This window comes from Pseudomonas fluorescens (assembly GCF_902497855.1).
GTDB lineage: Bacteria > Pseudomonadota > Gammaproteobacteria > Pseudomonadales > Pseudomonadaceae > Aquipseudomonas > Aquipseudomonas fluorescens_BI.
This window is the reverse complement of the sequence record NZ_CABVHU010000001.1, coordinates 674,559-699,235: the sequence shown is the minus strand read 5'-3', so window position 1 is coordinate 699,235 and position 24,677 is coordinate 674,559. Positions and strand designations below refer to the sequence as shown.

The following is a 24,677-nucleotide window of genomic DNA, read 5'->3' as shown; positions in this document are numbered from 1 at the left end:
GTATCAACCTGGATAAGTGCAATATTGTCAAAGCAGCTGAAGCCCTGATGGATCAAGTCAATATGATCGCTATCCAGTCCAGACGCGATGACAACAATTCGTGTACAACTCGAAGGCTCACGCATCCACTTCATGACTTTATTACGACCGGCGGCAGTTTGGCTCATAGGCTTTGCCTTTCTTGTTTGAGTAGTTGATTGAGCAGACATGGACTTCGCTAGATGACGCAGCGCTCATGAAGCACGCTTTTTGCCAGGGTCCGGATCACCGATAAAATCGCTTCCACCTGTTGATCCATTGCCGCGTTGGATGACGCTACTGTTCCCAGTTCGACGACGCGCAGCTTGTGGCCGCAGACCGATCCCAGCCAGGTAAGGCCAGGGATCGGGCTCACTTCGATATCCAGTAAAAAGCAGCTTTTGGACACACAACGCAGCAATTGGGTGGCATCACACGGGGGGCCTGGAGGCGTTTCCAAAGAATTGGACCCGACACGCAACCAGTCGAGCATTAACTCGGTGGAGTGCTCGACCACCAGATAAGCCACCTGGTCCCAGTCATCGATTGCCACGTGCAGCTTGTCGATGATGTATTTGGGCAGCGCGGCACTGGTAACGATGACAACCCCGGCATCCGCCGAAGGTTCCTTGACCCAGACTGCGGACTGCGATATCGCATGCATGGCGGTACTCCCGGCGGATTGAACGGTCCGATCCTGATGTCAGTCAGCCCGGCCCCACAGTTAATTCACCTTGCGACTGATGCTCAGCCGTTACGGAACAGGAAGCTGTAGGCATTCAGCGCAGGCACGCCCCCCAGGTGCGCATAAAGCACTTTTGAACCGTCGGGAAATTCGCCGCGACGCACCATTTCAATCATGCCGTGCATGGATTTGCCCTCATACACCGGGTCCGTCAGCACCCCTTCCAGGCGACCGCACAAGCGGATCGCTTCCAGCGTGCCGTCGTTGGGCAAACCATATTCCGGGTAGGCAAAGCGGGTATCGAGCACCACATCTTCTTCGGTGATCTCGCGACCCAGGTCCACCAGTTCCGCGGTGTGTCGGGCAATGCGCAGAATCTGTGCCCGGGTCTGCTCCGGTTTGGCCGAGGCATCGATACCGATGACGTTCTTCGAGCGGCCGTCTGCGGCGAACCCGACCACCATGCCGGCCTGGGTACTGCCGGTCACGGAGCAAACCACGATGTAGTCGAACTTGAACCCAAGTTGTTGTTCCTGCTCCCGTACTTCCTCGGCAAAACCGACGAACCCGAGGCCGCCGTAAGGGTGCTCGGAACACCCCGCAGGGATCGGGAACGGCTTGCCGCCCCGCTCCACGACGTCGCTCATGGCCTTCTCCCAGCTAGGTCGAATGCCGATGTCGAACCCCGCGGCGTCCAGTCGAACATCCGCCCCCATGATGCGCGACATCTCGATATTGCCTACCCGGTCATACACGGCGTCGGAGTAGTTCACCCAGTTTTCCTGCACCAGCACACACTTCATGCCCAGGTGAGCGGCAACGGCGGCGACCTGGCGAGTCTGGTTCGACTGGATGCCACCGATGGAAACCAGGGTATCGCAGCCTTGCTCGATCGCTTCGGGAATCAGGTATTCGAGCTTGCGTGTTTTGTTCCCGCCGAAGGCCAGGCCACTGTTGCAGTCTTCACGCTTGGCATACAGCTCGACCTTGCCGCCCAGGTGTTCGCTGAGGCGTTTCAGAGGGGTGATGGGCGATGGACCGAAGGTCAACGGATAACGTTTAAAACGATTCAGGTTCATGACTGTGCTCCTTGTTATTGGATATCCAAGCGCCAGACCAAAAGGCAAAAGCTGCATCCCAGGCTCTTTCAGCGGCGCTTCGATGGATTCAATATTAAGAAGAATTCAAAAAATATGTGTTGCAAGTTTTCAACAGTTAAAGAAACATTATTTATCAACAACACCGTTAAACATACTTCCATTGCGTAGTAATCAATATGAACGCAACAAATAATCACAAGAAGTCTGGCGAAACGGCTCAGCAGCCGCAGCCGCTTGATCGAACCGACCGCGCCATTCTCAAGACCCTGCAGCGAGACGCCTCCATCTCCAACGTGGCGCTCGCAGAGAAGGTAAAACTGAGTGCACCGGCTTGTCTCAGGCGCGTCGAACGACTCAAGCAGGTCGGCCTGATCAAGGGCATCGTCGCGTTGTTGGACAATGAAGCGCTGGATGCGGGAATGGTGGTCTTGATCGGCGTGGTGCTGGACCGCTCCACACCGGAATCCTTCGCCGCTTTCGAGGCGGCCGCGCAAAAGGTCTCCGGCTGCATGGAATGCCACGTCGTGACGGGAGAGTTCGACTACTTCATGTTACTGCGCACCAAGGACAGCCATAGCTTCAACCGGCTGCATGCCGAGCAGTTGCTGTACCTGCCCGGGGTTCGGCAGATCCGCTCGTTCATGGGGTTGCGTCAGGTCCTGTCGACGCCGCATATACCCATTTGATGACCTGCCACACCTCCATCGCGGGCAAGTCGGATCGCCGCACCGCCGCTCCCACAGGGATGCCATGGCGAATCTGGATTTTTGCGTGCGCATAAAAGCGCGTCAGAGCTGGAAGCCGTGCCCGATCAACCCCACCAGCACCTCCCCCGCTTCACTCAATGTCCCCGGGGCAAGCATCAGTCGCAGTTCATGCACCGGCAGTTCTGGCAACCCGTCTGCCGTTGTCAAAACGCGCATGCCCGGCCGCACTTGAGCGCGGTCGACGATGCCGACGGCCAGTCCGGCCTCGATGGCGGTTTCCAGTGCGGTAACCCCGGCGCTCATGATGACCACCCGCCAGCGCCGGCCCAGTCGGGTAAGCGCGTCGACTGCCACACTTCGATACGGGCAGCCCTTGCCGTGCAAAGCAAGGGGTATCGGCCTGGCGAGGTCCAGCCGGTAGTCGTGGGCGGCGACCCAGACGGGTTGGGTGATGCCCAGGGTCTTGATGCAGCGCGCATCGGGCGCAGTCACCTCAACCGGCTCCACCAGCAGCGCCAGATCCAGTTGCCCGCGCTGCAGGCGGGTGTTCAAGCGCCCGCTGGAACCGGTTTCGACCTCCAGTTCAATGTAAGGAAAATCCGCGCTCAGGTGCGGCAGCGTACAACCCAGTACAGCACCTGCGTACTCCTCGGAAATGCCCAGCCTGACCCGGCCACTGGCCACCGGCGGGCTGAAGCTGGCGAGCATCCGGTCGTGCAGCAGCAGGAGCTCGGCGCTTTGCAGGGCGAAACGACGGCCCAGCGGAGTCAGGTTGACAGTCTGGTTGTCACGCTCCAGCAAGCGTCCCCCGGCCAGGGCTTCCAGGCGTCGCACATGCAGACTGACCGCCGACGGGCTTTTATTCAAAAAACTCGAGGCCGCCAGGAATTGCCCAAAGCGCACGATGGCATGGAAGGTGCGCAGCAGTTCAATATCGATAGTCTCGGCCATGCTTGAGAAATCCTGCATCAATGGTGCTGATCGTATCGTTTGATTGCATCACCGCTTCATTCATACCATCGAAACCAGCCCACTGTCAGGTGCCATTCGATGAACGTCATCCACACCCGCTTATCGCTGATGGCCAGCGGCTTGTTGCTGTTGGCCATGGTCGTCAGCTGGAGCTCCGGTTTCATTGGCTACCGGTATGTGGCCGATCAGGGCAGCGTCTACCTGGCCACGCTATGGCGCTTCATCCTGGCGGCCGTTGTGTTGCTGCCCTTCGCCTGGACCGGTTTGCGTGCCTTGCGCGGCCGCGACCTGGTGCATCAAGGGCTGCTGGGGCTGTTCGCCATCGGTGGCTATATCGGACCGATCGCCGCCGCCATTCAGCTGGGTGTAGCGCCAGGCACGGCGTCACTGATCGCCAATCTGTTGCCACTGACGATTGTGGTGTTGGCCGGTAGCGTGCCCGGGCAGCGCACCCGCGGTTGGCAGTGGCTGGGCTTGGCGCTGTGCCTGAGCGGCATGCTGGTGGCCAGCGCTGCCAGTGTCGAATGGGACGCCACTGATCTGTGGGTGTATAGCTTGCCACTGCTGGCAGTCCTGTCCCTGGCGGCGGCTACGCTGTATCAGAAAGCACTGCCCGGGGCGTCGATGTCCGCCCTGACTGCGCTGTTCATTCAGGTCTGTGCGGTGATCCCGGTGTTTGCCGTGCTGGCGGGCCTTGAAGGTGAAATAACGCCGCCGGTGAGTACAGGCTTTGCAGTGGGCGTGGTGTGGCTGGTGGTCTTTGCGACGCTGGGTGGCTACGGTTTTTACTGGCTGTGCCTGCAGCGGTTCAGCATCCAGCGCATCAGTGGCGCACTGTTCCTGACCCCGCCGGTGACCATGACCTGGGCATGGCTGCAGTTCGGCGATCCGTTGGCCAGCAGTGCATTGGTGGGCGTGGGACTGACGCTTTTGGGGTTGCCATTGTTGGGGATGAGCCATGGGGGAGCCCACGAAAATCATCGCGCCGATTGCCAGCCCCAAGGCGATCAGTAGCCTGTGGCGAGGGAGCTTGCTCCCGCTGGGCTGCGCAGCAGTCCTTTTTTGGCGGGCGTTCACTCTTTTGGAGGCCACTTCATTTTCCAGCTTGGGCACGGTCCCTTGTAGGAGCCGGCTTGCTGGCGATAATCGTTAACGATAACGCGTGCGATCTGGTTAAACGCGGCGCACCTGAGTCCATCGCCAGCAAGCCGGCTCCTACAGGTATTGCGTTATCTGTGATTCCCGCGATTGCGTAAAGAACCTTTTTTGGGACCGCTTCGCGGTCCAGCGGGAGCAAACTCCCTCGCCACAGGTATTCATCACTCGTTCTATCTCTTAGCTGACTGAGTCTGCATTACGACTGGCCGGGCTACATCCGCGTATAGCTGTCCGAGCCGCTAACCCAACGCCGTATCCAGAAACATCATCACCCCAAACCCCAACATCAGCCCCAACGTGGCAGGCGTTTCATGCCCGTTGCGGTGCGTTTCGGGAATCACTTCATGGGAGACCACGAAGATCATCGCACCCGCCGCGAGCCCCAGGGCGATCGGATACCCCAAGGCAAACCCGGAAGACACCCCGAGGCCGATCACCGCGCCCAGGGGTTCCATCAGGCCGGAACCGATCGCCACCATAGCCGCACGCAGTGCCGAGATGCCGGTTACCCGCAACGCCAGGGCGATGGCAAGGCCTTCAGGGATGTCCTGCAGTGCGATTGCGGTGGTCAGTGGCAGCCCCACAGTCATGTCACCGTCGGCGAAGCTGACGCCGATGGCCATGCCTTCGGGCAGGTTGTGCAGGGTGATGGCGAGGACGAACAGCCAGACCCGGTTGATCCGTTGCACTTCGGGCCCTCGCCTTCCGCTTTTCTGGTGTTCATGGGGCACGAAGCGATCCAGCCCGACCATCAGCGCGGCACCCAAGCCCATCCCGAACACCACGACGGCGGCAGCCGCCATCTGGTTGCCCGTGATGGACTGCGCCGCGTCGATGCCGGGCAGGATCAGCGAAAAGGAACTGGCGGCCAGCATCATCCCGGCGGCAAAGCCGAGCATCATGTCCTGGGTGCGTACCGCCACTTCACGCAGCACCAGGGCCATCACGGCGCCCAGGGCTGTCGCTGCGAAACCGGCAGTACCTCCCAGCATCGCGTAATGCAGTACGTTCGGGTCTGCCCCGATCAGCGCGCTGTAGCCGCTGAACAGCAACAGGAAAGTGACGATGGTCAGGGTCAACCAGAAGCACGCGCCCTGCCAACCGCTGCTGCGAGCCAGTTCAAGCCATGAGCGTGATGCACTTGGACCAGACGACACTGGATCTGCCATACAACCTCCTATCGACTGTTCGCCCGCTTGCGGCCTGCCCCTGAAGTCATCGGCAGCAACTGCCTTGATATGCGCTGTGCGTCCCGTTCGAACGCCTTCGCCGTGGCGCTGAACAAACCGGATAGGTCCAGGGAGTTGTTCCCGGATCCTCTATTGAAATTCGAAGCCATGTCATTCACCCCGTAGTCATCTTAGTCACAGAAAGTCACCGCACGCCTCAACAGCGTGCGGTGAACATCGTCATGCTTCCTGCTTTAACTGGACACCGGCGCCCAGGTCAGCGCCCGTCAGCGGATCGCTGTCGGGGTCAGACATCGTGCGCGCTTTCATGTCCATCAGCAGCGCATCGTCCTCGGCACTCAACTCAACACTGGCGGTGCCATCGCCGCCATCCACCGCTGGCATCGGTTCTTCCACGTACTCCCAATCCTCACCCTGGTTCCACGGGCCGCGCGTGCTCTCCTCACCCTGGGACATGTTGAAGTAGACGTTGGTGAACTCCGGCATGCCGGGCAGTTTGCCCTGCGGGAAGTTCGGCTGGATCGAGTGCAGGGCTTTTTCAAAGGACAGCTGGTGGGCGATCTCGCGCGTCATGAGAAACCCCAGGGCTTCCTTCACGCCGGGATCATCGGTGACATTCATCAAGCGCTCGTAGACGATTTTCGCCCGCGCCTCGGCAGCGATGTTCGAGCGCATGTCTGCCGTGGGCTCGCCGATGGTGTCGACATAGGCGGCCGACCACGGCACGCCGGCGGAGTTGGTGAGGGGCGCACCGGCGCCGTACAACAGGCTGGTGATGTGCGAGTCGTTACCGGCTCCGTTGATTGCGCGATACAGCTCGCCCTCCTCTTCCACGCCTTCGGCCATCTGGCCTTTGGCGCCCTTGTTGAGCATCACGATGATCGACCCGACGATCTCGAGGTGGCTGAGTTCTTCGGTGGCAATGTCCATCAGCAGATCCTTTCTTCCCGGATCGTCTTCGGCCAGCGCCTGGGTGAAATATCTGGACGCCGCTGCCAGCTCGCCTTGTGCCCCGCCGAATTGCTCGAGCAGCAGGTTGGCCAATCCAGGGTTGGGTTGGGCGACGCGCACGGTGTATTGCAGTCGTTTGTTATGTAGAAACATGACAAATCTCCTCAGGTCTAAAGGCGTCGCTACTCACCCGGTATCGACCGAATGCGCCGCCCACAGTCATCTGAAGCACTTGCCCGATTGAAAATTTTAAAAAGATTTTTGAGTCGCGACAGGCGGTATTGAACAGCTGCCGATGCTTGGAAATCCCGCCAGTCGTCGGCGGCATGCCCTGTAAATACAAACTTCCAGCGACCCGGCGATATCTATATCGCGCAAGGTCAACCCGTGCCACGAGTAGATCCGGGAGGGTGGCAGAGGCTCAGCAAAACAGAAGTTCTTGCAGGGGGGAGTTGAACGAAACAGCAAGGTGCACCTGCCCTGGCGCACCTTGTATCGGGGGGAGTGTCAGGCGTTACAGCTCCAGGGGACGATCGCCATGCTCGTCCTTGATGCGGGTCGGCAGGCCCATCACGTCCAGCGCCTTGAGGAACGGCTCGGCCGGCAGCTCTTCGACGTTGGCCATGCGCTGCACGTCCCACTCGCCGCGGGCGACCAGCAGGGCTGCTGCCACGGGTGGCACGCCAGCGGTATAGGAAATGCCCTGGCTGTCGGTTTCGGCGTAGGCCTCTTCATGATCGGCCACGTTGTAGATGAACACCTCGCGCGGCTGGCCATCCTTGGTGCCCTTGACCAGATCGCCGATGCAGGTCTTGCCGGTATAGCCCGGCGCCAGCGAGCTCGGGTCAGGCAGCACGGCCTTGACCACTTTCAGCGGCACCACTTCCAGGCCTTCGGCGGTCGTGACCGGTTGCTCGGACAACAGGCCGAGGTTGCGCAGAACGGTGAACACATTGATGTAGTGCTCGCCGAAGCTCATCCAGAAACGCACGTTGGGCACGTCGAGGTTCTTCGACAGCGAGTGCACCTCGTCGTGACCGGTCAGGTACAGGTTCTGCTCTCCAACCACCGGCAGGTCGTCGGTGCGCTTGACTTCGAACATGGTGTTGCTGGTCCACTGGCTGTCCTGCCAGCTCCACACCTGTCCGGTGAACTCACGGAAGTTGATTTCCGGGTCGAAATTGGTGGCGAAATACTTGCCATGGGAACCGGCATTGACGTCGAGAATGTCGATCGAATCAATGCGGTCGAAATACTGTTGTTGGGCCAGGGCCGCATAGGCATTGACCACACCCGGGTCGAAGCCCACGCCGAGAATGGCGGTGATGTTCTTCGCTTTGCATTCCTCGAGGTGGTTCCACTCGTAGTTGCCGTACCAGGGCGGCGTCTCGCAGATTTTGCCCGGTTCTTCGTGGATGGCGGTGTCCAGGTAGGCCACGCCGGTATCGATGCAGGCACGCAGCACCGACATGTTGAGGAAGCTGGAGCCGACGTTGATGACGATCTGCGAGCCGGTCTCGCGGATCAGCGCCTTGGTTGCCTCGACATCCATGGCGTCCAGCGCAAAGGCCGTGATTTCAGCGGGCACTTTGAGGCTGCCCTTGGCCTTGACGCTGTCGATGATGGCCTGGCATTTGGAGATGTTGCGCGACGCGATAGCAATACGACCGAGTTCATCGTTGTGCTGCGCGCACTTGTGGGCCACCACCTTGGCGACACCTCCTGCACCAATGATAAGTACGTTCTTCTTCAATTTATCTAACTCTCCTCTGCGCCAGCTTACGAAAGGCTGGACATGTAGTCGTTGTAACCAAATTCGCGAACCACCTCGATACTACCGTCGAGTTGTTTCACTACGATGGACGGCATTTTCAAGCCATTGAACCAGTTCTTCTTGACCATGGTGTAACCCGCTGCGTCGACGAACGACAGTCGATCGCCGATGGCCAGCGGCCGAGCAAATTGATACTCGCCGAAAATGTCCCCGGCCAGGCAGGATTTGCCGCACACCATGTAGGTGTGCTCGCCGTCGCTGGGTGCCAGCTTGGCGTTCAGGCGGTAGATCAGCAGGTCGAGCATGTGCGCTTCGATGGAGCTGTCCACGACCGCCAGGTGCTTGCCGTTGTAGAGGGTGTCGAGCACGCTGACTTCCAGCGACGCACTCTGGGTGATGGCGGCTTCGCCCGGTTCCAGGTAGACCTGCACGCCGTACTTCTGCGAGAAGGCCTTGAGGCGCGCGCAGAATTCGTCCAGCGCATAGCCTTCACCGGTGAAGTGAATGCCGCCACCGAGGCTGACCCACTCGACCTTGTGCAGCAGATCACCGAAGCGTTCTTCGATGGTGCACAGCATCTGGTCGAACAGGCCGAAGTCGCCGTTCTCGCAGTTGTTGTGGAACATGAAACCGGAGATCTGCCCGATGACCTGTTCGATCTTCACCGGGTCCCATTCGCCCAGGCGGCTGAACGGGCGCGCCGGGTCGGCCAGCAGGTAATCCGAGCTGCTCACCTGCGGATTCACCCGCAGGCCGCGGACCTTGCCCGCTGAAGCTTCGGTGTAGCGCTGCAGCTGACCGATGGAGTTGAAGATGATCTTGTCGCAGTTCTCGAGCATCTCCTCGATCTCGTCGTCGGCCCAGGCCACGCTGTAGGCGTGGGTCTCGCCGGCGAACTTCTGTCGACCGAGCTTGAGTTCGTAAAGCGACGACGACGTGGTGCCGTCCATGTACTGCTGCATCAGGTCGAACACCGACCAGGTGGCGAAGCACTTGAGCGCCAGCAGGGCCTTGGCCCCGGACTGTTCGCGCACGTAGGCGATCTTCTGCATGTTCGCCAGCAGCTTCTGTTTATCGATGAGGTAATACGGCGTTTTGATCATTTCGAGGCGCCTCCGGCAAGGCCAGCCAAAAAAGGATGCGCATTGTGCCTTCACTTATTCCATATCGAAAGAGCAGAATGCGCAGTTTGCCGATTGTCGGGTGGCTGCTACCCGGCTGATTGAATCGAAAATGCAGCGCTGGGTGCCCTCGGGCTGACGAATGGTGTTAATTTTGGAAATGTTCTGTTACTTCGATCAGACACTCCCACCACCAGCCTGCAAAGGAATGCCCCAGCAATGAATTACTCACTCAAGCACCTGGCCGCAGCCACCCTGATACTGGCCGGCCTTTCGTCGATCACCACGCCAGCGTACGCCAACATCACCCCGCAGCAGAGCGCGGCGATCCTCAAGCGCTTCGATAACGCATCTGTTACGGATTTCAGGCAGTTCCTGGGAGACCTGGCCAAAAGCGACCTTGTTAAAACCGCCGACCTCGGCGCGGCCATCAGTGCCTTCCTGGGCAACAAGACCCTTGCCCCTGAACAGCAGAACGAGATCCATCGCCTGCTGGGGCTTTATGCACGGGTGAAATACGGCAACGCGGCCAACGAGACCCTGCGCGAACTGGTCGCCATCCCGACCTTCCGCGTGGACGGCGTTGCCCAGCACGAGAACCCCGAATTCATCAAGATCGCCGACAAACTCAAGGGCCTTGCCCAGGCCTTCGACCTGAACTTTCGCAACATCGATAACCGCGTCTATGAAATAGCCCTCGAGGGCAGTGGCGACGAAGTCGTGGGCATTCACGCCCATGCCGATGTGGTGCCCGTGACCCCGGAAAACTGGGTCCTGAAAGATGGTACCCGCCTCGATCCGTTCAAGGTCACCCTGATCGGCGACCGTATGTATGGTCGGGGCACCGAGGATGACAAGAACGGCATCGTCGTGGCGCTCTATGCGATGAAGGTGATCAAGGAAGAAAAGCTGCCGCTGGCGAGGAATTTCAAGCTGCTGGTAGACACCACAGAGGAAACCACCGGCGACGCCATCCCCTACTACTTCGAACGCAACCCCACGCCCAACTACAACCTGGCACTCGATGGCAGCTACCCGGTAGTGATCGCCGAAAAAGGCTACGGCACCGTCATGGCCAGTTTTACCCGGCGTGCCGCCGAAGGCAAAGGCGCCGAAATCACTTCAATGACGGGCGGGCTGGCCACCAACCAGATTCCGTCGACTTCGGTCGCCACACTCGTGACGGACCAAGCCGCGGAACTGGCCGCCAGCCTGCAGAAAGCCGGTGCCGATTATGCCCGGCGCAATGACGGCAACTTCGAGGTGACTGCCAAGGTGGTCGGCAAGGACGTCCAGCTGACGGTCACCGGCGTTTCCGCCCACTCCTCCGAACCCGAATCCGGCGTCAACCCGGTGGCCAGGATGCTGGAGTTGATCAACAGCCTCGACGGCAAGGTCGCGCTCAAGCACAACCACATCACCGACGCCGCTCGCTACGCCGCCGACAACTGGGGACTGGATTACCTCGGCAGCAAATTGGGCGTGGGCTTTTCCGATGCCTTCATGGGACCGCTGACGGCCTCCCTGACCTATGTCGGGATGGATGAAAAAGCCTTCAAGCTCGCGATCAACCTGCGGGTGCCGAAGGGCAAGTCGCCAGCAGTGCTCAAGGCTGAAATCGCCGACAAGCTGGACGCCTGGAGCAAGAAGTCCGGTATTGCGCCGGCCTTCGACTACTCGATCGCCGAGCCGATGTACCGCAACCCCGAGGGTGAATGGGTCAAGGCCCTGCTGGCCGTGGCCAGCGAAAACCTGGGCATGAAACACGAGTTCGGCACCTCGGCCGGCGCCACCTCGGTCCATGAACTGCCCAACGGCGTGCAATTCGGCCTGGCCCGGCCCGAGCTCAAGTACACCGGCCACACCGACAACGAGTTCAAGACCGTCGACCAGTTCCTGCTGGACCTGCAGATCGTGACCGAAATGCTGGGGCGCATCGGGCAGCTGCCGAAACTCTGATCCCCTTTCGGACCCGCTGTTCTGGCGGGTCCCACCTCGTTGACAGACGTGTTCCCGGCGTGCCGCCGGGCATACCTTGTAAGTATCACTCAATACTTGCTAGCTATTAGACGACCTAATCCAGCTATAGCAAACTCCCTTCAACCAATCTCATACCCAAAGAGCATAGTCACAACCATGCGCACACCCTCACTGCCTTTCGCTATTGCTCTCTTGAGTACTTTTTCGGCAGCCCTCTGCCAGGCTTCCGATTTCAGTTGGGTCGACCCGGCCGTCGCCTCCGTCAATCAAGAAGTCATCGAGCTGCGCCATACCATTCACCAGAACCCCGAGCTGGGAAATATGGAGGTCAAAACCTCGGAACTGGTGGCGCAGCAGCTCAAGGCACTGGGACTGGAGGTGCGCACCCACATCGGCAAGACGGGCGTGGTCGGCGTACTCAAGGGTGGCAAACCCGGCCCTGTGGTGGCCTTGCGCGCCGACATGGATGCCCTCCCCGTCAAGGAAATGACCGGCTTGCCGTTCGCCAGCACGGCAACCGGCGTACGCCGGGGCAAAACGGTGCCGGTCATGCATGCCTGTGGGCATGACACCCACACGGCGATGCTCCTGGGCGCGGCCAAGGTGCTTGCGCAGCATCGCAACGAGGTTGCCGGAACCGTGGTTTTTCTGTTCCAGCCGGCTGAAGAAGGCGCCGCCGACGTGGATGAGTTCCAGGCAGACGCGGTGATCGGCGCGCAGGCGATGATCCGCGACGGGGCACTGGACTCGCCGAAGGTCGAAGCCATATTCGGGGTGCATGTCATGGCCGGTTACCCGACCGGCCACCTGTATTACAAATCCGGGACTGTCCTCAACAGCAACGACTCCTTCCGCATCACCCTCACAGGCCAGCAGACCCACGGCTCGGCGCCGTGGAGCGGCGTGGACCCGATCATCGCCGGCGAGAACATCATCGGCGGCCTGCAGACCCTGGTCAGTCGGCGGATAGACATGACCAAGGGCATGGGCGTCATCAGTGTCGGCACGGTCAACGCCGGCTCGGCGAGCAATATCATTCCCGAGACTGCCGAACTGACCGGCACCATTCGCACCAATAACGCCTCGATCCGCGACACCATCCTGCAGAAGATGCCGCCGCTGGTGAACGGCATTGCCAGTGCCTATGAGACCAAGGCCAACCTGTTGCTGGTGAACATTGCCCCGGTGACCACCAATAACCCTGCGTTGACCGAAGCCATGGTGCCCGCGCTGGAGCTGGCTGCGCCGGGCAAGGTCGAGCGGCTGGAATCATCGCTGTCACCGAGCGAGGACTTTTCCTTTTACGCAGAAAAGGTGCCGGGGCTGTTCGTGTTCCTTGGGGCAACGCCTGCAGACCAGGACATGCAAAAGGTCCCGAACAATCACAGCCCCTACTTCACCGCGGACGATGCGACCCTGGCCACAGGGGTGAAGGCCCATGTCCAGTTTGTGCTGAACTATCCAGGGCGGGCGGGCGAAAAATCTTGAAGGCCTGAAGTATCCTCAGGTCTGCTGGCAATCCGCAGGTTTCGTCCCTCATCAGGATCAGGCTGATCAGGCCTGATCCGATAGTTCAAAGCACCCCGGGCACCACCAGGGTCAACCAGGCGACACAGGGTCCCACCAGGGCTATCACCGCGCTGTAGATCAGCAGGCTGCGCAACACTTTTTCCCGCTCCTGCTGGGGTGTATTGGCAACCACCAGCGCACCATTGGTGGAGAACGGGCTGGTGTCGACGATGGTGGTGGAAATGGCGATGGCCGCGACCACGCCGACCGCACTGATGTGGCCCTGGCTCAGGAATGGCACGGCCAGGGGAATGATCACCCCCAGCAACGCCGTGGACGAGGCGAAGGACGAGATGATTGCGGCGGTGAAGCACAGCAGCAAGGCCACCAGCAGCGGTTCACCCAAGCCGGAGATGCCATGGGCGACATAGTCGATGGTACCGATGGTTTGCATCACGCCGATGTAAGTGATGATCCCGGTGATCAGCAGAACGGTCGACCAACTGACCTTGTCGATGGCCGCCTTCTGCGCCTTAGGCGCGAACATGGCCAGGACTACCGCGACCGTCATGGCCACCAACCCGATATTGAACTTGAACACTAATGCCGAGATCGCCAGGGCCAACAGTCCGACCAGTGTCGACAGCTTGGCCCCGTCCAGGCCGCTGACGGTCTGCAGCGGCGCACCGGCGCCCGTCAGGTCAGCGCGGTGATACGCCGGGGACGCCGGCGTACCGCCGTGGCCAAGAATGGCCAGCGATGCACCGCCAGCATGCAACGCTGGACCGGGCGAGACCGGCACCAGCGACAGGCGAGCGCTGCGTAAACCACCGAAGACTACGAATACCACCATGGCAATCCCCAGGTTGAACAGCAGGCTGGTGATGAACAGCGTGAGCGGTGCATAAGGCAGCCCGGAGGACGCAACGATCTGATTGGTGATGCCACCGAAAATACTCACGGGCGAGAAGCTGCCGCCCTGGGCACCGTGAATCACCATCAGTCCCATGAGTACCGGGTTGATGCGGTACTGCACGGCGAAGTTGAGCGCAATAGGCGCAAGGATCGCTGCCACTGCAGGGCTCAGCGCACCGAAACCGGTGAGCAGCGCCGCCACCACGAACATCACCCAGGGTATCCAGGCGACATGGCCACGCACCATCAACACGGCCCGTTCGATCAGCCAGTCGATGGTGCCGTTGTTCTGGGCGATGCCGAACAAATAGGTGACACCGACCAACGTCAGGAACAGGTCACTGGGAAAGCCGGCAAAGATGGTCGCCGATGTCAGGTCCATGATCACCGAACCGACGATGAACGCCGCCGCGAACGCCAGCGCGCCCATGTTGATGGGCAACACGCTGGCGATGCCGAAAATGACCACCAGTACTAAAATCGACAGAATCTCATTATTCATTTCAATCTGACTCCCCGCATTCGGACGGTCCCGCAGGTACCGTCCTTGTTGTTATTTTTCCGGGATGTTTAGCAACCGATTTGCGTCAGGCCGGGCGTGCCGAAACGATTGCGATAGGAATCTGTCGTGCTAATTGCCACTGAACACCGGCGGCCGGCGTTCGGCAAAGGCTGCCAGCCCTTCGCTAAAGTCAGCACTTTTGCAGGCTTGTCGGCGCAGTTCGGCAATCTGCTCCATCGCCTGCACCGGAATCGGTTGCAGGTCTTCGAGAATACGCAGCTGTTCCTTGACCGCCGCAACGGCCAACGGCGCTTTGCTGGCGATGCCGTGTGCCAGTTCCAGCGCGGTGGCTTCCAGTACATCAGTGTCGACCAGCCTGTTGACCAGGCCAAACCGTTCCGCCCGCTGCGCATCGAGCTTCTGTGCAGTGAAAAACATCTCCTTCAACACATGAATCGGCAAATTGTTGAAGAAGCGCAGCAGTCCACTGGTGGTGTACGGCAATCCAATGTTCACTGGCGTCATGGCAAAGCTTGCGCTGTGGTCCGCGACGACCATGTCGCAGCTCATGACCAGGTCCACCGCGCCGCCCCACACCGAGCCGGACACCAGGGCAATCACCACGCCGGGATAGGCGCGGATGCGGCGCAATACCTGTTCGAGCGGTTTGCCATAGGCAATCGGGTCGCGGTCGTGTTGCAGTTCGCGGATATCGTGGCCGGCACTCCACACGGATTGGCCGACTTCGCTGCCGAGGATCACCACCGGGACGCGTTGTGACGCCAGGGCGACGAGACTTTCGTCGAGCGCCGTCAGCAGTTGCGCGCTGAGTGCATTGCGGTGTGTGGGGTTGCTGAAGACCAGCCGCGCGATGCGTTCATCGACGTGGTTGACGGTCACGGTGGTGGAAGAGGCTGGATTCATTGTGCGGTTCCTGTCGATTGCGCGCCGGTCATGTCATCGGTGTTCTGGAACACTATGTTAGCGGCGAGCAGTGCGTTGATCGATGCAGCGTCGAAACCGGCTTCGCGCAATACTTCGACGGTGTGTTCGCCCAGCAGTGGCGGTGGACGGCTGACCACGCTGGCAGTGGCGCCGAACACCGGGGTCACTACCTGCCGCAGTGCACCGAGTGTTGGGTGCGCAAGTGTCTCGGTCAGTTGGCTGTGCAACACCTGCGGGTCGTCGAAGACCTCATCGAGTGTGTTGATCGGGCCGGCGGGTAATCCTGCGTCGACGAACAGCGAGGTCCACTCGCGTTTGCTGCGGGTTTTCAACCGACTCTCCAGAATCTCTCTCAATTGGTCACGACGTTCGACCCTCGCTTCATTGGTGGCGAAGCGCGGATCGTCCGGCAGCTCGGGCAAATCGAGCAGTACGCACAAGCGCCCCCACATGGCCGAGGTGATCGGCGCCAGATTGAGCGGGCCATCCTTGGTCTGGAACACGCCGTAAGGCGCAATCACCGAATGGGCGTTGCCGGTGCGACGCGGCACATCCCCCAGGCTGAGGTAGCGTTGGCCGTGCACACTCAACAGCCCGACCAGACTGGCCAGCAGCGACGTGCTGACATGCTGGCCGCGCCCGGTGCGCTCGCGCTCGAGCAGCGCGGCCAGCACCGCTGTAACCAACCACATGCCCGAGGTCAAATCGCCGATGGCGGTGCCGGTGCGTGTCGGGTCGCCATCGACGAAACCGGTCAGGCTCATCAGCCCCGAGTAGCCTTGGGCGATCTGGTCGAAGCCCGGCCAACCGCTCATCGGCCCGTCGGCGCCAAAGGCGTTGATGCTGCCCATTACCAGTCGCGGATTGCGGGCGCTGAGCACCTCATAACCGAGGCCCATGCTTTCCAGCGTGCCGGGTTTGAAGTTCTCGATGACGACGTCGGCGTCATCGATCAGTTGCTCGATGGTGGCCAACCCTTCGCGATTGCGCAAGTCAATGCACATGCCGCGTTTGTTGCGGTTACAGGATAAATAGTAGGTGCTCACGCCCCGGTCGAAGGGACCCCAGGTGCGGCTCATGTCGCCATTCGGGCCGGGCTCGATCTTGATTACATCGGCACCGAGGTCTGCCAGCACCATGGTGCAGAACGGCCCCGACAATGCGCGACTCAGATCGACGATTTTCACGCCTTGCAAAGCTTGCATAGGGTTCTCCAGTGAAGGGTTGAATACGGGCGCCAAGGCCTGTTGAGGCGCTGATTGCCTTTGACGGCCGTTAGCGCTTCGTTTGTTGTGAAGCGAGTCTAGGCGTCGTATCTCATATCCTTCAAATATGATATTCCTCTGTATTCATCGTAAAATCATATGGCTTGAAAGGGGGACACATGGACCTGCGCCAGTTGCGGTATTTCATCAAGGTGGTCGAGCACGGGAACATCACCCGCGCCAGTGAAGCGCTGCATATCGCGCAGCCAGCCATCAGCCAGCAGATGCGCAACCTGGAGCAGGACATGGGCATGCAACTGCTCGAGCGCAGCGTGCATGGCGTTGTTCCCACGGCGGCAGGGCAAACGCTTTATCGGCATGCCATCGAGCTGCTGCGCCAGGCCGACGGCACCCAGGAATTGCTGCGCCAGGACGCCGATTTCCCGCAAGGCAAAGTCTCGGTCGGCATGCCGTCGAGTACGGCGCGCCTGTTGGCAATTCCGCTCGCGCGCACGATTCGTAGCCGTTATCCGGGGATCAAGCTGGAATTGATCGATGCCCCGAGCGCCGAACTCGGACGCCTGATCACGGTAGGACGAGTGGCATTGGCGGTGAATGTCGATGCGGTCGAAACCCGGGGCATGGCTTTGCGCAAGCTGTTAACCGAAACGCTGTACCTGGTGGCGTGGCCGGAATTTGCATTAGCGGATGAACCGGTATCGATTGAGGCATTGGCGAAGATGCCGCTGGTGCTGCCCTGTGCCCCGAACACCATTCGCAGTCGGGTCGAATTTGCACTGCAGGAGGCCGGCCTGAAATGCGAGGTTGAATTCGAAGCCAATTCCACCGACCTGTTGTTCTCAGCCGTCAAGGCGCGGCTCGGTGTCACGATCCTGCCGTGGGCTGCTGCCCATGTTGAGCTTGGGCAGCACAGGCTTAAGCTGGCCAGGATCGATCATCGACTGTTCAAGCGGGATCTGTCGCTGTGCTGGCATGACACGGTTGTAGAGAGCAATGCCGTGCAGAAGGTCAAATCGACCATTTTCGAGCTGTTCGAGGAATTCGGGCGGCAGCCGGGGTGGGCAGATGGGCAGTGACGGGGCCGTCGCCCTCATCCCGAATAATGCTCCAACACCACCTCCAGCGGATGACGCAGCTGCCTGTCGGCCAGACGCTTCACCTGGCTGCGGCAGGAATACCCCGTAGCGAGCGCCTCACCTTTTTTGTCCAGCTTGCCGGCCCATGACTGCTCGAAAATGGTCCGCGAGGTGTCCTGGTTCCGGGATTCGTGGCCATAGGTTCCGGACATGCCGCAGCAGCCGCTTGCCTCCGTCATCAGCTTGAGCCCTAGCCGGGCGAACACGGTTTCCCATTGCGCAGAACTGGCCGGGACATTGGTTTTCTCGGTGCAGTGCGCCAACAAACGGAAGGTCCCGGTCGCGGTGTGCGGGTTTTCGGGTAGCGCGTCGACGAGCCATTCCTGAGGCAGCAAGACCTTCGGGCAATCGTTGAGTCCTGGTACTTTCTGATATTCCTGGCGGTAGACCAGCGTCATCGCCGGGTCCAGTCCTACCAGCGACACGCCGCAATCGGCGAGCGCCTTGAGCTGAGTGGCGTTGCGGATCGCTGCCTTGGCGAAGGCGCCGAGGAAACCCTGCACGTGCAAAGGCTTGCCGTTGGCGCTATAGGGCGCCAAAAACACCCGAAAGCCCATCGCATGCGCCAACTGGATAAAGCTCGCCAGCAACGGGGTTTCGAAGTAACGGGTGAAGGCGTCCTGCACCAGCACCACGCTGCGCTCACGTTGTGCTGCAGTCAGTTCGCGCAGGGCTGGCACGCTGGCGACAGCGACCTTGCAACGGGTCAAGGTGGCCTGCAAGTCATGGCGGTGGATCAGCGGACTGTCCAGCATGCCGACCTGTCGCTCAAGCAGACGGCTCACCCATCTCGAGCCCATCACCGCGTTGTACAGGCCCGGCGCGTAAGCCATGTAAGGAATGGTGAACTCCAGCGAGCCGATCAGGTAATCACGGAGCGGGCGCTGATAACGACCGTGGTACAGCTCGAGAAAACGCGAGCGGAATTCCGGGACATTGACCTTGACCGGGCATTGTCCGGCACAGGATTTACAGGCCAGGCAACCGGCCATCGCGTCGTAGACTTCGTGGGAGAAATCCGCCTCGCCACGGGAGCGCGCCAGGTTATTGCGCAACCGTGTCGGCAACCCGCTCAACCACGACAACTTGCCTCGGGCCGCTTGCAATACATCGATATTGGCCGCGCCTTGCAGGCGCAACCACTCGCGAATCAATGACGCCCTGCCCTTCGGCGAATGCTGGCGTTCACGGGTGGCTTTCCACGACGGGCACATCGCATCGTCGGGGTCGTAGTTGTAGCAGGCGCCGTTACCGTTGCAGTGCATGGCGGTACCGAAGCTTTGCCAGACGCGCTCGTCGATCTGCCGATCCAGATCACCGCGCAACGTCACTTCGTTGACCTTGAGCAAGCCCTGGGCGGCATCCGGCGGGGTGCAGATCTTGCCGGGATTGAGCTGATTGTGCGGGTCGAACGCGCCCTTGAGCAATTGCAGCGACGGATACAACTCGCCAAAAAACCCGGGCACATATTCCGAACGCAATCCCTTGCCATGCTCGCCCCACAGCAGCCCACCGTAACGCCGGGTCAACTCGGCCACGGCATCGGAAATCGGCTTGACCAGCGCGGCCTGGGCCGGGTCTTTCATGTCCAGCGCCGGGCGCACGTGCAACACGCCCGCATCGACGTGACCGAACATGCCGTACGCCAGGTTATAGCTGTCCAGCAACGCACGAAACTCGGCGATGTAGTCGGCCAGTTTTTCTGGCGGCACAGCGGTATCTTCAACGAAAGGCTGCGCACGAACCTCGCCGTCGACGTTGCCCAACAGGCCAACCGAGCGTTTGCGCATGGTGTAGACACGGCTTACGGCTTCGGCGCCTTCGGCCAACGTATGGCCCAGGCGCTCGATCCTGGTGTCTGATTGCAGGTGCTGCACAAACGACGCCACCCGAGCGTTCACTTGCGCCACGTCATCGCCGCTGAACTCCACCAGATTGATGCCCAGCGTCGCGCGCCCGGCGTCGGCCGGGAAATACTCGGCAACGCTGTGCCAGACGATGTCTTTCATCGCCAGCAGCAACACCTTGGAGTCCACGGTTTCGATGGACAACGGCTTGTGCGCCAACAAGGCATTGGCGTCACGCAACGCATCCATGAAGCTGCCGTAGCGCACGTTCACCAGCACCGAATATTTCGGGATCGGCAGCACGTTGAGTTTGGCTTCGACGATGTAGCCCAACGAGCCTTCCGCGCCGCACAGCACGCTGTTGAGGTTGAAACGCCCGTGCTCATCGCGCAGGTGCGCCAGGTCATAGCCGGTCAGGCAACGATTGAGCTTGGGGAACACGGCTTCGATCAGGTGAGCCTGGGTTTCCTGAATATGCCGCGCCACCCGGTACACTTCGCCGATTCGGCCGGGCTGGGTGCACGCTGCTTGCAGTTCCGCGTCGGACAGCGGCTGGCTGTGCAGGCGCTCACCGCCGAGCAGTACGCTATGCAGTTCCAGGACGTGATCGCGGGTCTTGCCGTAGGTGCAACTGCCCTGGCCGCTGGCGTCGGTGTTAATCATGCCGCCGACAGTGGCGCGATTGGATGTCGACAACTCCGGGGCGAAAAACAGCCCATGAGGCTTGAGCGCGGCATTGAGCTGATCCTTGACCACGCCCGCCTGCACCCGCACCCAGCGCTCGGCGACGTTGATTTCGAGGATGGTGTTCATGTGCCGCGACAGGTCGACCACGATGCCATCGGTCAATGACTGGCCGTTGGTGCCGGTGCCACCTCCGCGCGGGGTCAGTTTGATCTGGCGAAAGCGTGGTTCGGCCATCAAGGTCGCAATGCGCGCGATGTCGTCCGCGTCCAGAGGGAATACCGCCGCTTGCGGCAGACGCTGGTAAATCGAGTTGTCGGTGGCCAGCACGGTGCGGGTGGCGTAGTCGGCGCTGAGCTGACCGCGAAAACCGCTGGCCCGCAGGGCTTGCAGGAATTGCGGGTAGTCTGCCGCGAGTGCAACGGTGGGCAACTGGGCGATCATCGCAGGCTGTTCTCTTGTCGGTCTAATCATGGAAAAATTCAAAACACTTGTCGTCTGAGCATTAATGGCTCAGCCTCAGGTTTTCGGCTACGCCAATGATCCTGCAGGCTCTGGCGTGGGACAAACGGATAATCCTGCCGCTATCGATGACTTTTACGAATGAATTACCGTCACCTCACCCCTTCGATGTCGTTGCTGCTGGCCTTTGAAGCCGCCGCCCGCCATGAGAGCTACACCCGCGCCGCGCTGGAACTGTCACTGACCCAAAGCGCCGTGAGCCGCCAAGTCCAGGCGCTGGAACAACAACTGGGCCTGACGCTGTTTCGCCGTGAAGGCCGGCAAGTGCAATTGACCGATGTCGGTCGCCTGTACCAGCGGGAGATGACTGAAGCGCTCGGACGCATCCGCAGTGCCACCTTGCAGGCGATGGCCTATCAGTCCGGCAGCGGCACCTTGCGCCTGGCCACGTTGCCAACCTTCGGCTCGAAGTGGTTGTTGCCACGCCTGCATGACTTCTACAAGACCCATCCCGGCATGCTGGTGCACATCAACTCGCGGATCGACGCCATCGACTTCGAAACCAGCGGCATCGATGCCGCAATCGTCGTTGGCAGCGCCGACTTGCCGGGGTTGATCAGCCATCGCCTGCACACCGAAGAACTGATGGTGATTATTTCTCCAGAAGCGGCCGAGCTGCATGACGTATGGACCGCGGAGCGTATTGGCAGCCAGACGCTACTCAACGTCGCAAGCAACGCCAACGTCTGGGGTGAGTGGTTCAGCCACCACGGCCTGCCCCATCGAATGATGCGGCTGGGGCCGAGTTTCGAACTGACCTCGCATTTGATCCAGGCCGTCAGGGCCGGTATCGGCATCGGCCTGGTGCCGCGTATTCTGGTGGCCGACGAGCTGGCCAACGCCGAGCTGATCAGCCTCGACCAGCCCTTCGCCAGCCAGCGCAGTTACTACCTGGCCTACCCGCCGCGCAACGAAATGCTGCCGTCGCTCGTCGCGTTCCGTACCTGGTTGCTGGAACAGATCTGAACGATGCCGCCTGAACCGCGCAGAACCTGTGGGAGCGTGGCTTGCCCGCGAAAAAACGTTCAGCCGACGCGGGCATTCTGGTGCCCCGCGTTATCGTTCGCGTCCATCGCGAGCAAGCTCGGCTCCTACAGGGCTGCGCTGAATCTGTGGAACTACCGCCCGAGGAACGCGTAACCAAAACCGACCACCTTGGCGTCTTCGCCGTAGCCGCCGAGGAACGAAACACCGACCGGCAGGTTGCCCTTGATCGTGCCTGCCGGAACGGTGATCTCGGGGAATCCAGTCGCGGAGGCAATGTACGACGCAGCGTAGGTATCGCCGGATGTGCACACGTAACTGTCATCGGTCACGCCCTGGACCACCGAAGCCGGGCAGTTGATGGTCGCGAAGAACAGGCTGTCCACGTTATTCTTCTTCATGATGCCCATCAGCTCCGCACGCAGCTGCGGAATCTTCCGGGAAAGGATGGAGATGTACTGCGGCGAATCGGTGCTCGTGGCATTCGCTACTGTTTCCAGGCCGGCCAAGCGTGCCGGGTTCATGCCATGCGCACCGTTTTGCGCCTGATTTTTCTTCGCCAGGTCGAGAAACTGCGCCAGCGTTCGGGGTTGGCTCGGGTTGAGGGTAGCCAGATAGCGTTCGAATTGCGGTTTGAATTCGCTCTCCCCCACAGGGCCGAGCACGTCGCCCCATAGGGTTTCAAAGGCTTTTGGCAATTCGATGGAGACGACCTTCGCACCGCGTTTGCCGAGGGTTTCCCGGGCGGTTTTAAAGACCGCATCCACCTCCGGGTTGGCGCCTGTGAAGTTGGTGATCACCCCGATGGTCTTGCCTTGCAACGAGGTAGCGCTCAGCGCGGGTTCGAACTGTATTTTGTCTGCGGCAATATCCAGGGTCGCCGGGTCGGTTTTGTCCTGACCCTTGATCGCGTCCAGCACGATGGCCTGGTCCAGCACACTGTTGGTGATGACACCACCGGTATCGAACGCAAGCGACAGCGGGATAATGCCGCTACGGCTGATCAGCCCCAGCGAAGGTCGCAAACCCACCGTGCCGGTGACGCTGGCCGGCGCGCGGATCGAGCCGCTGGTGTCCGAGCCCAGGGCAAAGGGTGCAAACGCCGCCGCTACCGACGCGGCAGAACCGCTGCTGGAGCCCGACGCATCACGCTTGGTGTTTCTCGGGTTCAGCGTCTGGCCGCCAAACGAGCTGTAGCCAAACCAGCCAAACGACGCGGCCAGTTCCGACAGGTTGGCCTTGCCGAGCAGAATGGCTTGCCCGTCGATCAGCTTCTTGACGGCGAAGGCATCCTGGCTCGGCACAGAAGAACGCAGCACGTAGGACCCGCCGGAGGTGACCATACCGGCGGTGTCGAAGTTGTCCTTCACCACGAACGGAATACCGGCCAGTGGTGCGTACCGGGCATTGGGATTTTTCGCCCGTTCAGCATCCCACTGGCGGGCCTGATCGATCGCCTGTTCATTGACGGTCACCAACGCATTGATGTTTTGGCCCTGATGATTGTTCGCCTGAATGTTATCCAGATAGTGCCGGACCAGCTGCTCGGAACTGAGGGTCCCGTTATTCAACGCATGACGCATATCGGCAAGGGTCATGCGCTCGATACCGCCATCTGCCTGAGCACTTGCCGCCACCAGCAAAAACGAACACGCCACGAACTTCTTATTCAACTGCATGGGTAGTCACCTAATAAGTACAGACGAACGAAATGAGCTCATGCCCCGGGCTAATGGGGTGAGCGATACAAATAGGCAGGATAAAAAGAGGCCAGCGATATTCAGCTGGCCCGGACAGTCATGATCGAACCGGGTGACTTCAACGCCACCGCGAACTCACTAGAGCAGCTTATTCTTCTGAAGAAATTCCTTGGACACGCTCTCGATGGACTCACGGCCGACGTCGACCCGGGAATTGAGCCCCGCAATGGTGTCGTCGTCCAGCTTGGACGACAGGGCGTTAAGCAACTCGCCGATCTTTGGATTCTCCTTGAACACTTCAGTGCGAATCACTGGCGTCAGCGCGTAGCTGGGGAAGAAGCCTTTATCGTCCTTCAGCACCACGAAGCCGAAGGCCGGGATTCGCCCATCCGTCGACAGGACCAAGGCCAGGTCGACCTGCCCATCCCTGAGCGCCTGGTAGGTCAGCCCGCCGTCCATGCGAACGATGTTCTTGCGCTCGAATTCAAACTTGTACGTCTCTTGCAGAGGACGCAAGCCATCGGGTCGCGAAAAGAACTCAGCGTTGGAGGCGAATTTATAGGACTTGCCTGTTTCAATCTTCTTCGCAAGATCGCTGATGGAGACGATGCCATCCTTCTCGGCCTCGTCCTTGCGCATGGCAAAGGCGTAGGTGTTATTGGCCTTGGAAGGGTTCAACCAGGTGATGCCCTTTTGCGCGTCAAGCTCGCTGATCTTCTTGTATGTCTGTTCAGCGTCGAGTTTGTCCGTGACTTTATTGTAAGTAATCAGCGAAGTGCCGGTGTATTCCCAATACACATCGACCTGCCCATTCTCTTGCGCCGCGCGCAAGACGGAGGAGCCCAGGTCCGGGCGTTTATCGACGCTGTAGCCATTGGCGCGCAGGAGTTGAGTGGTCATCTCGGCAACCAATTGCTGCTCGGTAAATTTCTTGCCGCCGACCACAATCGTGCTGTTGGCAGAAGCACTGCCCACAACGCCTGAAACAAGACTCAGGGTAAAGATCAGACTGGCTAGCATTCGATAAATCATCGTGCACCTCATATTATTG

Annotated in this window: 19 protein-coding genes; 6 read left to right on the top strand and 13 right to left on the bottom strand. The window is 60.2% G+C overall.

What is annotated here, in order from left to right; all coding sequences use genetic code 11:
- Positions 1–217: 217 nt before the first annotated feature.
- Together F8N96_RS03210 and F8N96_RS03205 are read right to left on the bottom strand one after the other, a co-directional pair.
- On the bottom strand, positions 218–682 hold the full coding sequence (locus F8N96_RS03210; RefSeq protein WP_150796531.1) for a transketolase: 465 nt from the start codon (positions 680–682) through the stop codon (positions 218–220).
- Positions 683–765: 83 nt separating this feature from the next.
- On the bottom strand, positions 766–1,782 hold the full coding sequence (locus tag F8N96_RS03205) for a 1-aminocyclopropane-1-carboxylate deaminase (RefSeq protein ID WP_150796530.1): 1,017 nt from the start codon (positions 1,780–1,782) through the stop codon (positions 766–768).
- A 197-nt stretch (positions 1,783–1,979) separates the two neighbouring features.
- Here F8N96_RS03205 and F8N96_RS03200 point away from each other — a divergent pair, with 197 nt between their 5' ends.
- Positions 1,980–2,489, top strand: a complete 510-nt coding sequence (locus F8N96_RS03200; protein WP_150796529.1) for an Lrp/AsnC family transcriptional regulator — start codon at positions 1,980–1,982, stop codon at positions 2,487–2,489.
- Positions 2,490–2,591: 102 nt separating this feature from the next.
- Here F8N96_RS03200 and F8N96_RS03195 read toward each other — a convergent pair whose 3' ends face one another.
- Complete coding sequence (locus F8N96_RS03195; protein WP_150796528.1) at positions 2,592–3,461, bottom strand: LysR family transcriptional regulator; 870 nt, start codon at positions 3,459–3,461, stop codon at positions 2,592–2,594.
- Positions 3,462–3,560: 99 nt separating this feature from the next.
- Here F8N96_RS03195 and F8N96_RS03190 point away from each other — a divergent pair, with 99 nt between their 5' ends.
- Positions 3,561–4,496 carry a DMT family transporter gene (locus tag F8N96_RS03190; protein ID WP_150796527.1) on the top strand — a complete coding sequence of 312 codons (936 nt, stop codon included), beginning with the start codon at positions 3,561–3,563 and terminating at the stop codon, positions 4,494–4,496.
- Between the two features lie 383 nt (positions 4,497–4,879).
- Here F8N96_RS03190 and F8N96_RS03185 read toward each other — a convergent pair whose 3' ends face one another.
- The 4 genes from F8N96_RS03185 to F8N96_RS03170 form a co-directional block, all read right to left on the bottom strand.
- Positions 4,880–5,809, bottom strand: a complete 930-nt coding sequence (locus tag F8N96_RS03185) for a ZIP family metal transporter (RefSeq protein ID WP_150796526.1) — start codon at positions 5,807–5,809, stop codon at positions 4,880–4,882.
- Positions 5,810–6,049: 240 nt separating this feature from the next.
- The gene (locus F8N96_RS03180; protein ID WP_150796525.1) at positions 6,050–6,934 is read right to left on the bottom strand and encodes a manganese catalase family protein; all 885 of its coding nucleotides are present in this window, start codon (positions 6,932–6,934) and stop codon (positions 6,050–6,052) included.
- Between the two features lie 361 nt (positions 6,935–7,295).
- Complete coding sequence (locus F8N96_RS03175) at positions 7,296–8,534, bottom strand: saccharopine dehydrogenase family protein (RefSeq protein ID WP_150796524.1); 1,239 nt, start codon at positions 8,532–8,534, stop codon at positions 7,296–7,298.
- A 26-nt stretch (positions 8,535–8,560) separates the two neighbouring features.
- Positions 8,561–9,658, bottom strand: a complete 1,098-nt coding sequence (locus F8N96_RS03170) for a carboxynorspermidine decarboxylase (protein ID WP_150796523.1) — start codon at positions 9,656–9,658, stop codon at positions 8,561–8,563.
- Between the two features lie 237 nt (positions 9,659–9,895).
- Here F8N96_RS03170 and F8N96_RS03165 point away from each other — a divergent pair, with 237 nt between their 5' ends.
- On the top strand, positions 9,896–11,635 hold the full coding sequence (locus F8N96_RS03165) for a dipeptidase (RefSeq protein WP_150796522.1): 1,740 nt from the start codon (positions 9,896–9,898) through the stop codon (positions 11,633–11,635).
- Between the two features lie 177 nt (positions 11,636–11,812).
- Positions 11,813–13,144: an amidohydrolase gene (locus F8N96_RS03160; protein ID WP_150796521.1), complete on the top strand. Its 1,332-nt coding sequence runs from the start codon at positions 11,813–11,815 to the stop codon at positions 13,142–13,144.
- A gap of 85 nt (positions 13,145–13,229) precedes the next feature.
- Here F8N96_RS03160 and F8N96_RS03155 read toward each other — a convergent pair whose 3' ends face one another.
- The 3 genes from F8N96_RS03155 to F8N96_RS03145 all read right to left on the bottom strand — a co-directional run bounded on the left by F8N96_RS03155 (position 13,230) and on the right by F8N96_RS03145 (position 16,732).
- Positions 13,230–14,582 carry an SLC13 family permease gene (locus tag F8N96_RS03155; protein ID WP_150796520.1) on the bottom strand — a complete coding sequence of 451 codons (1,353 nt, stop codon included), beginning with the start codon at positions 14,580–14,582 and terminating at the stop codon, positions 13,230–13,232.
- Positions 14,583–14,711: 129 nt separating this feature from the next.
- The gene (scpB, locus tag F8N96_RS03150) at positions 14,712–15,506 is read right to left on the bottom strand and encodes a methylmalonyl-CoA decarboxylase (RefSeq protein WP_150796519.1); all 795 of its coding nucleotides are present in this window, start codon (positions 15,504–15,506) and stop codon (positions 14,712–14,714) included.
- Entirely contained in the window at positions 15,503–16,732 is a 1,230-nt protein-coding gene (locus F8N96_RS03145) for a CaiB/BaiF CoA transferase family protein (protein ID WP_150796518.1), read from the bottom strand. Before F8N96_RS03145 ends, scpB begins: the two co-directional genes overlap by 4 nt.
- A 179-nt stretch (positions 16,733–16,911) precedes the next feature.
- Here F8N96_RS03145 and F8N96_RS03140 point away from each other — a divergent pair, with 179 nt between their 5' ends.
- Positions 16,912–17,829 carry a LysR substrate-binding domain-containing protein gene (locus F8N96_RS03140; RefSeq protein ID WP_150796517.1) on the top strand — a complete coding sequence of 306 codons (918 nt, stop codon included), beginning with the start codon at positions 16,912–16,914 and terminating at the stop codon, positions 17,827–17,829.
- Between the two features lie 14 nt (positions 17,830–17,843).
- On the opposite strand, the gene F8N96_RS03135 is transcribed toward F8N96_RS03140, so the two are convergent.
- Complete coding sequence (locus F8N96_RS03135; RefSeq protein WP_150796516.1) at positions 17,844–20,864, bottom strand: FAD-binding and (Fe-S)-binding domain-containing protein; 3,021 nt, start codon at positions 20,862–20,864, stop codon at positions 17,844–17,846.
- Between the two features lie 159 nt (positions 20,865–21,023).
- Here F8N96_RS03135 and F8N96_RS03130 point away from each other — a divergent pair, with 159 nt between their 5' ends.
- A complete protein-coding gene (locus F8N96_RS03130; protein WP_150796515.1) occupies positions 21,024–21,908 on the top strand; it encodes a LysR substrate-binding domain-containing protein in 885 nt (294 codons plus the stop codon).
- 152 nt (positions 21,909–22,060) lie between these two features.
- Here F8N96_RS03130 and F8N96_RS03125 read toward each other — a convergent pair whose 3' ends face one another.
- Positions 22,061–23,605, bottom strand: a complete 1,545-nt coding sequence (locus F8N96_RS03125; RefSeq protein WP_150796514.1) for an amidase family protein — start codon at positions 23,603–23,605, stop codon at positions 22,061–22,063.
- Between the two features lie 159 nt (positions 23,606–23,764).
- Entirely contained in the window at positions 23,765–24,646 is an 882-nt protein-coding gene (locus F8N96_RS03120) for a glycine betaine ABC transporter substrate-binding protein (protein WP_224789481.1), read from the bottom strand.
- Between the last annotated feature and the right edge of the window lie 31 nt (positions 24,647–24,677).

What these genes read in the sequence shown, in the direction of transcription:
- F8N96_RS03210 (WP_150796531.1), bottom strand. Translation starts at nt 682, where the DNA reads ATGCATGCGATATCGCAGTCCGCAGTCTGGGTCAAGGAACCTTCGGCG.
- F8N96_RS03205 (WP_150796530.1), bottom strand. Translation starts at nt 1,782, where the DNA reads ATGAACCTGAATCGTTTTAAACGTTATCCGTTGACCTTCGGTCCATCG.
- F8N96_RS03200 (WP_150796529.1), top strand. Translation starts at nt 1,980, where the DNA reads ATGAACGCAACAAATAATCACAAGAAGTCTGGCGAAACGGCTCAGCAG.
- F8N96_RS03195 (WP_150796528.1), bottom strand. Translation starts at nt 3,461, where the DNA reads ATGGCCGAGACTATCGATATTGAACTGCTGCGCACCTTCCATGCCATC.
- F8N96_RS03190 (WP_150796527.1), top strand. Translation starts at nt 3,561, where the DNA reads ATGAACGTCATCCACACCCGCTTATCGCTGATGGCCAGCGGCTTGTTG.
- F8N96_RS03185 (WP_150796526.1), bottom strand. Translation starts at nt 5,809, where the DNA reads ATGGCAGATCCAGTGTCGTCTGGTCCAAGTGCATCACGCTCATGGCTT.
- F8N96_RS03180 (WP_150796525.1), bottom strand. Translation starts at nt 6,934, where the DNA reads ATGTTTCTACATAACAAACGACTGCAATACACCGTGCGCGTCGCCCAA.
- F8N96_RS03170 (WP_150796523.1), bottom strand. Translation starts at nt 9,658, where the DNA reads ATGATCAAAACGCCGTATTACCTCATCGATAAACAGAAGCTGCTGGCG.
- F8N96_RS03165 (WP_150796522.1), top strand. Translation starts at nt 9,896, where the DNA reads ATGAATTACTCACTCAAGCACCTGGCCGCAGCCACCCTGATACTGGCC.
- F8N96_RS03160 (WP_150796521.1), top strand. Translation starts at nt 11,813, where the DNA reads ATGCGCACACCCTCACTGCCTTTCGCTATTGCTCTCTTGAGTACTTTT.
- F8N96_RS03155 (WP_150796520.1), bottom strand. Translation starts at nt 14,582, where the DNA reads ATGAATAATGAGATTCTGTCGATTTTAGTACTGGTGGTCATTTTCGGC.
- scpB (WP_150796519.1), bottom strand. Translation starts at nt 15,506, where the DNA reads ATGAATCCAGCCTCTTCCACCACCGTGACCGTCAACCACGTCGATGAA.
- F8N96_RS03145 (WP_150796518.1), bottom strand. Translation starts at nt 16,732, where the DNA reads ATGCAAGCTTTGCAAGGCGTGAAAATCGTCGATCTGAGTCGCGCATTG.
- F8N96_RS03140 (WP_150796517.1), top strand. Translation starts at nt 16,912, where the DNA reads ATGGACCTGCGCCAGTTGCGGTATTTCATCAAGGTGGTCGAGCACGGG.
- F8N96_RS03135 (WP_150796516.1), bottom strand. Translation starts at nt 20,864, where the DNA reads ATGATCGCCCAGTTGCCCACCGTTGCACTCGCGGCAGACTACCCGCAA.
- F8N96_RS03130 (WP_150796515.1), top strand. Translation starts at nt 21,024, where the DNA reads ATGAATTACCGTCACCTCACCCCTTCGATGTCGTTGCTGCTGGCCTTT.
- F8N96_RS03125 (WP_150796514.1), bottom strand. Translation starts at nt 23,605, where the DNA reads ATGCAGTTGAATAAGAAGTTCGTGGCGTGTTCGTTTTTGCTGGTGGCG.
- F8N96_RS03120 (WP_224789481.1), bottom strand. Translation starts at nt 24,646, where the DNA reads ATGCTAGCCAGTCTGATCTTTACCCTGAGTCTTGTTTCAGGCGTTGTG.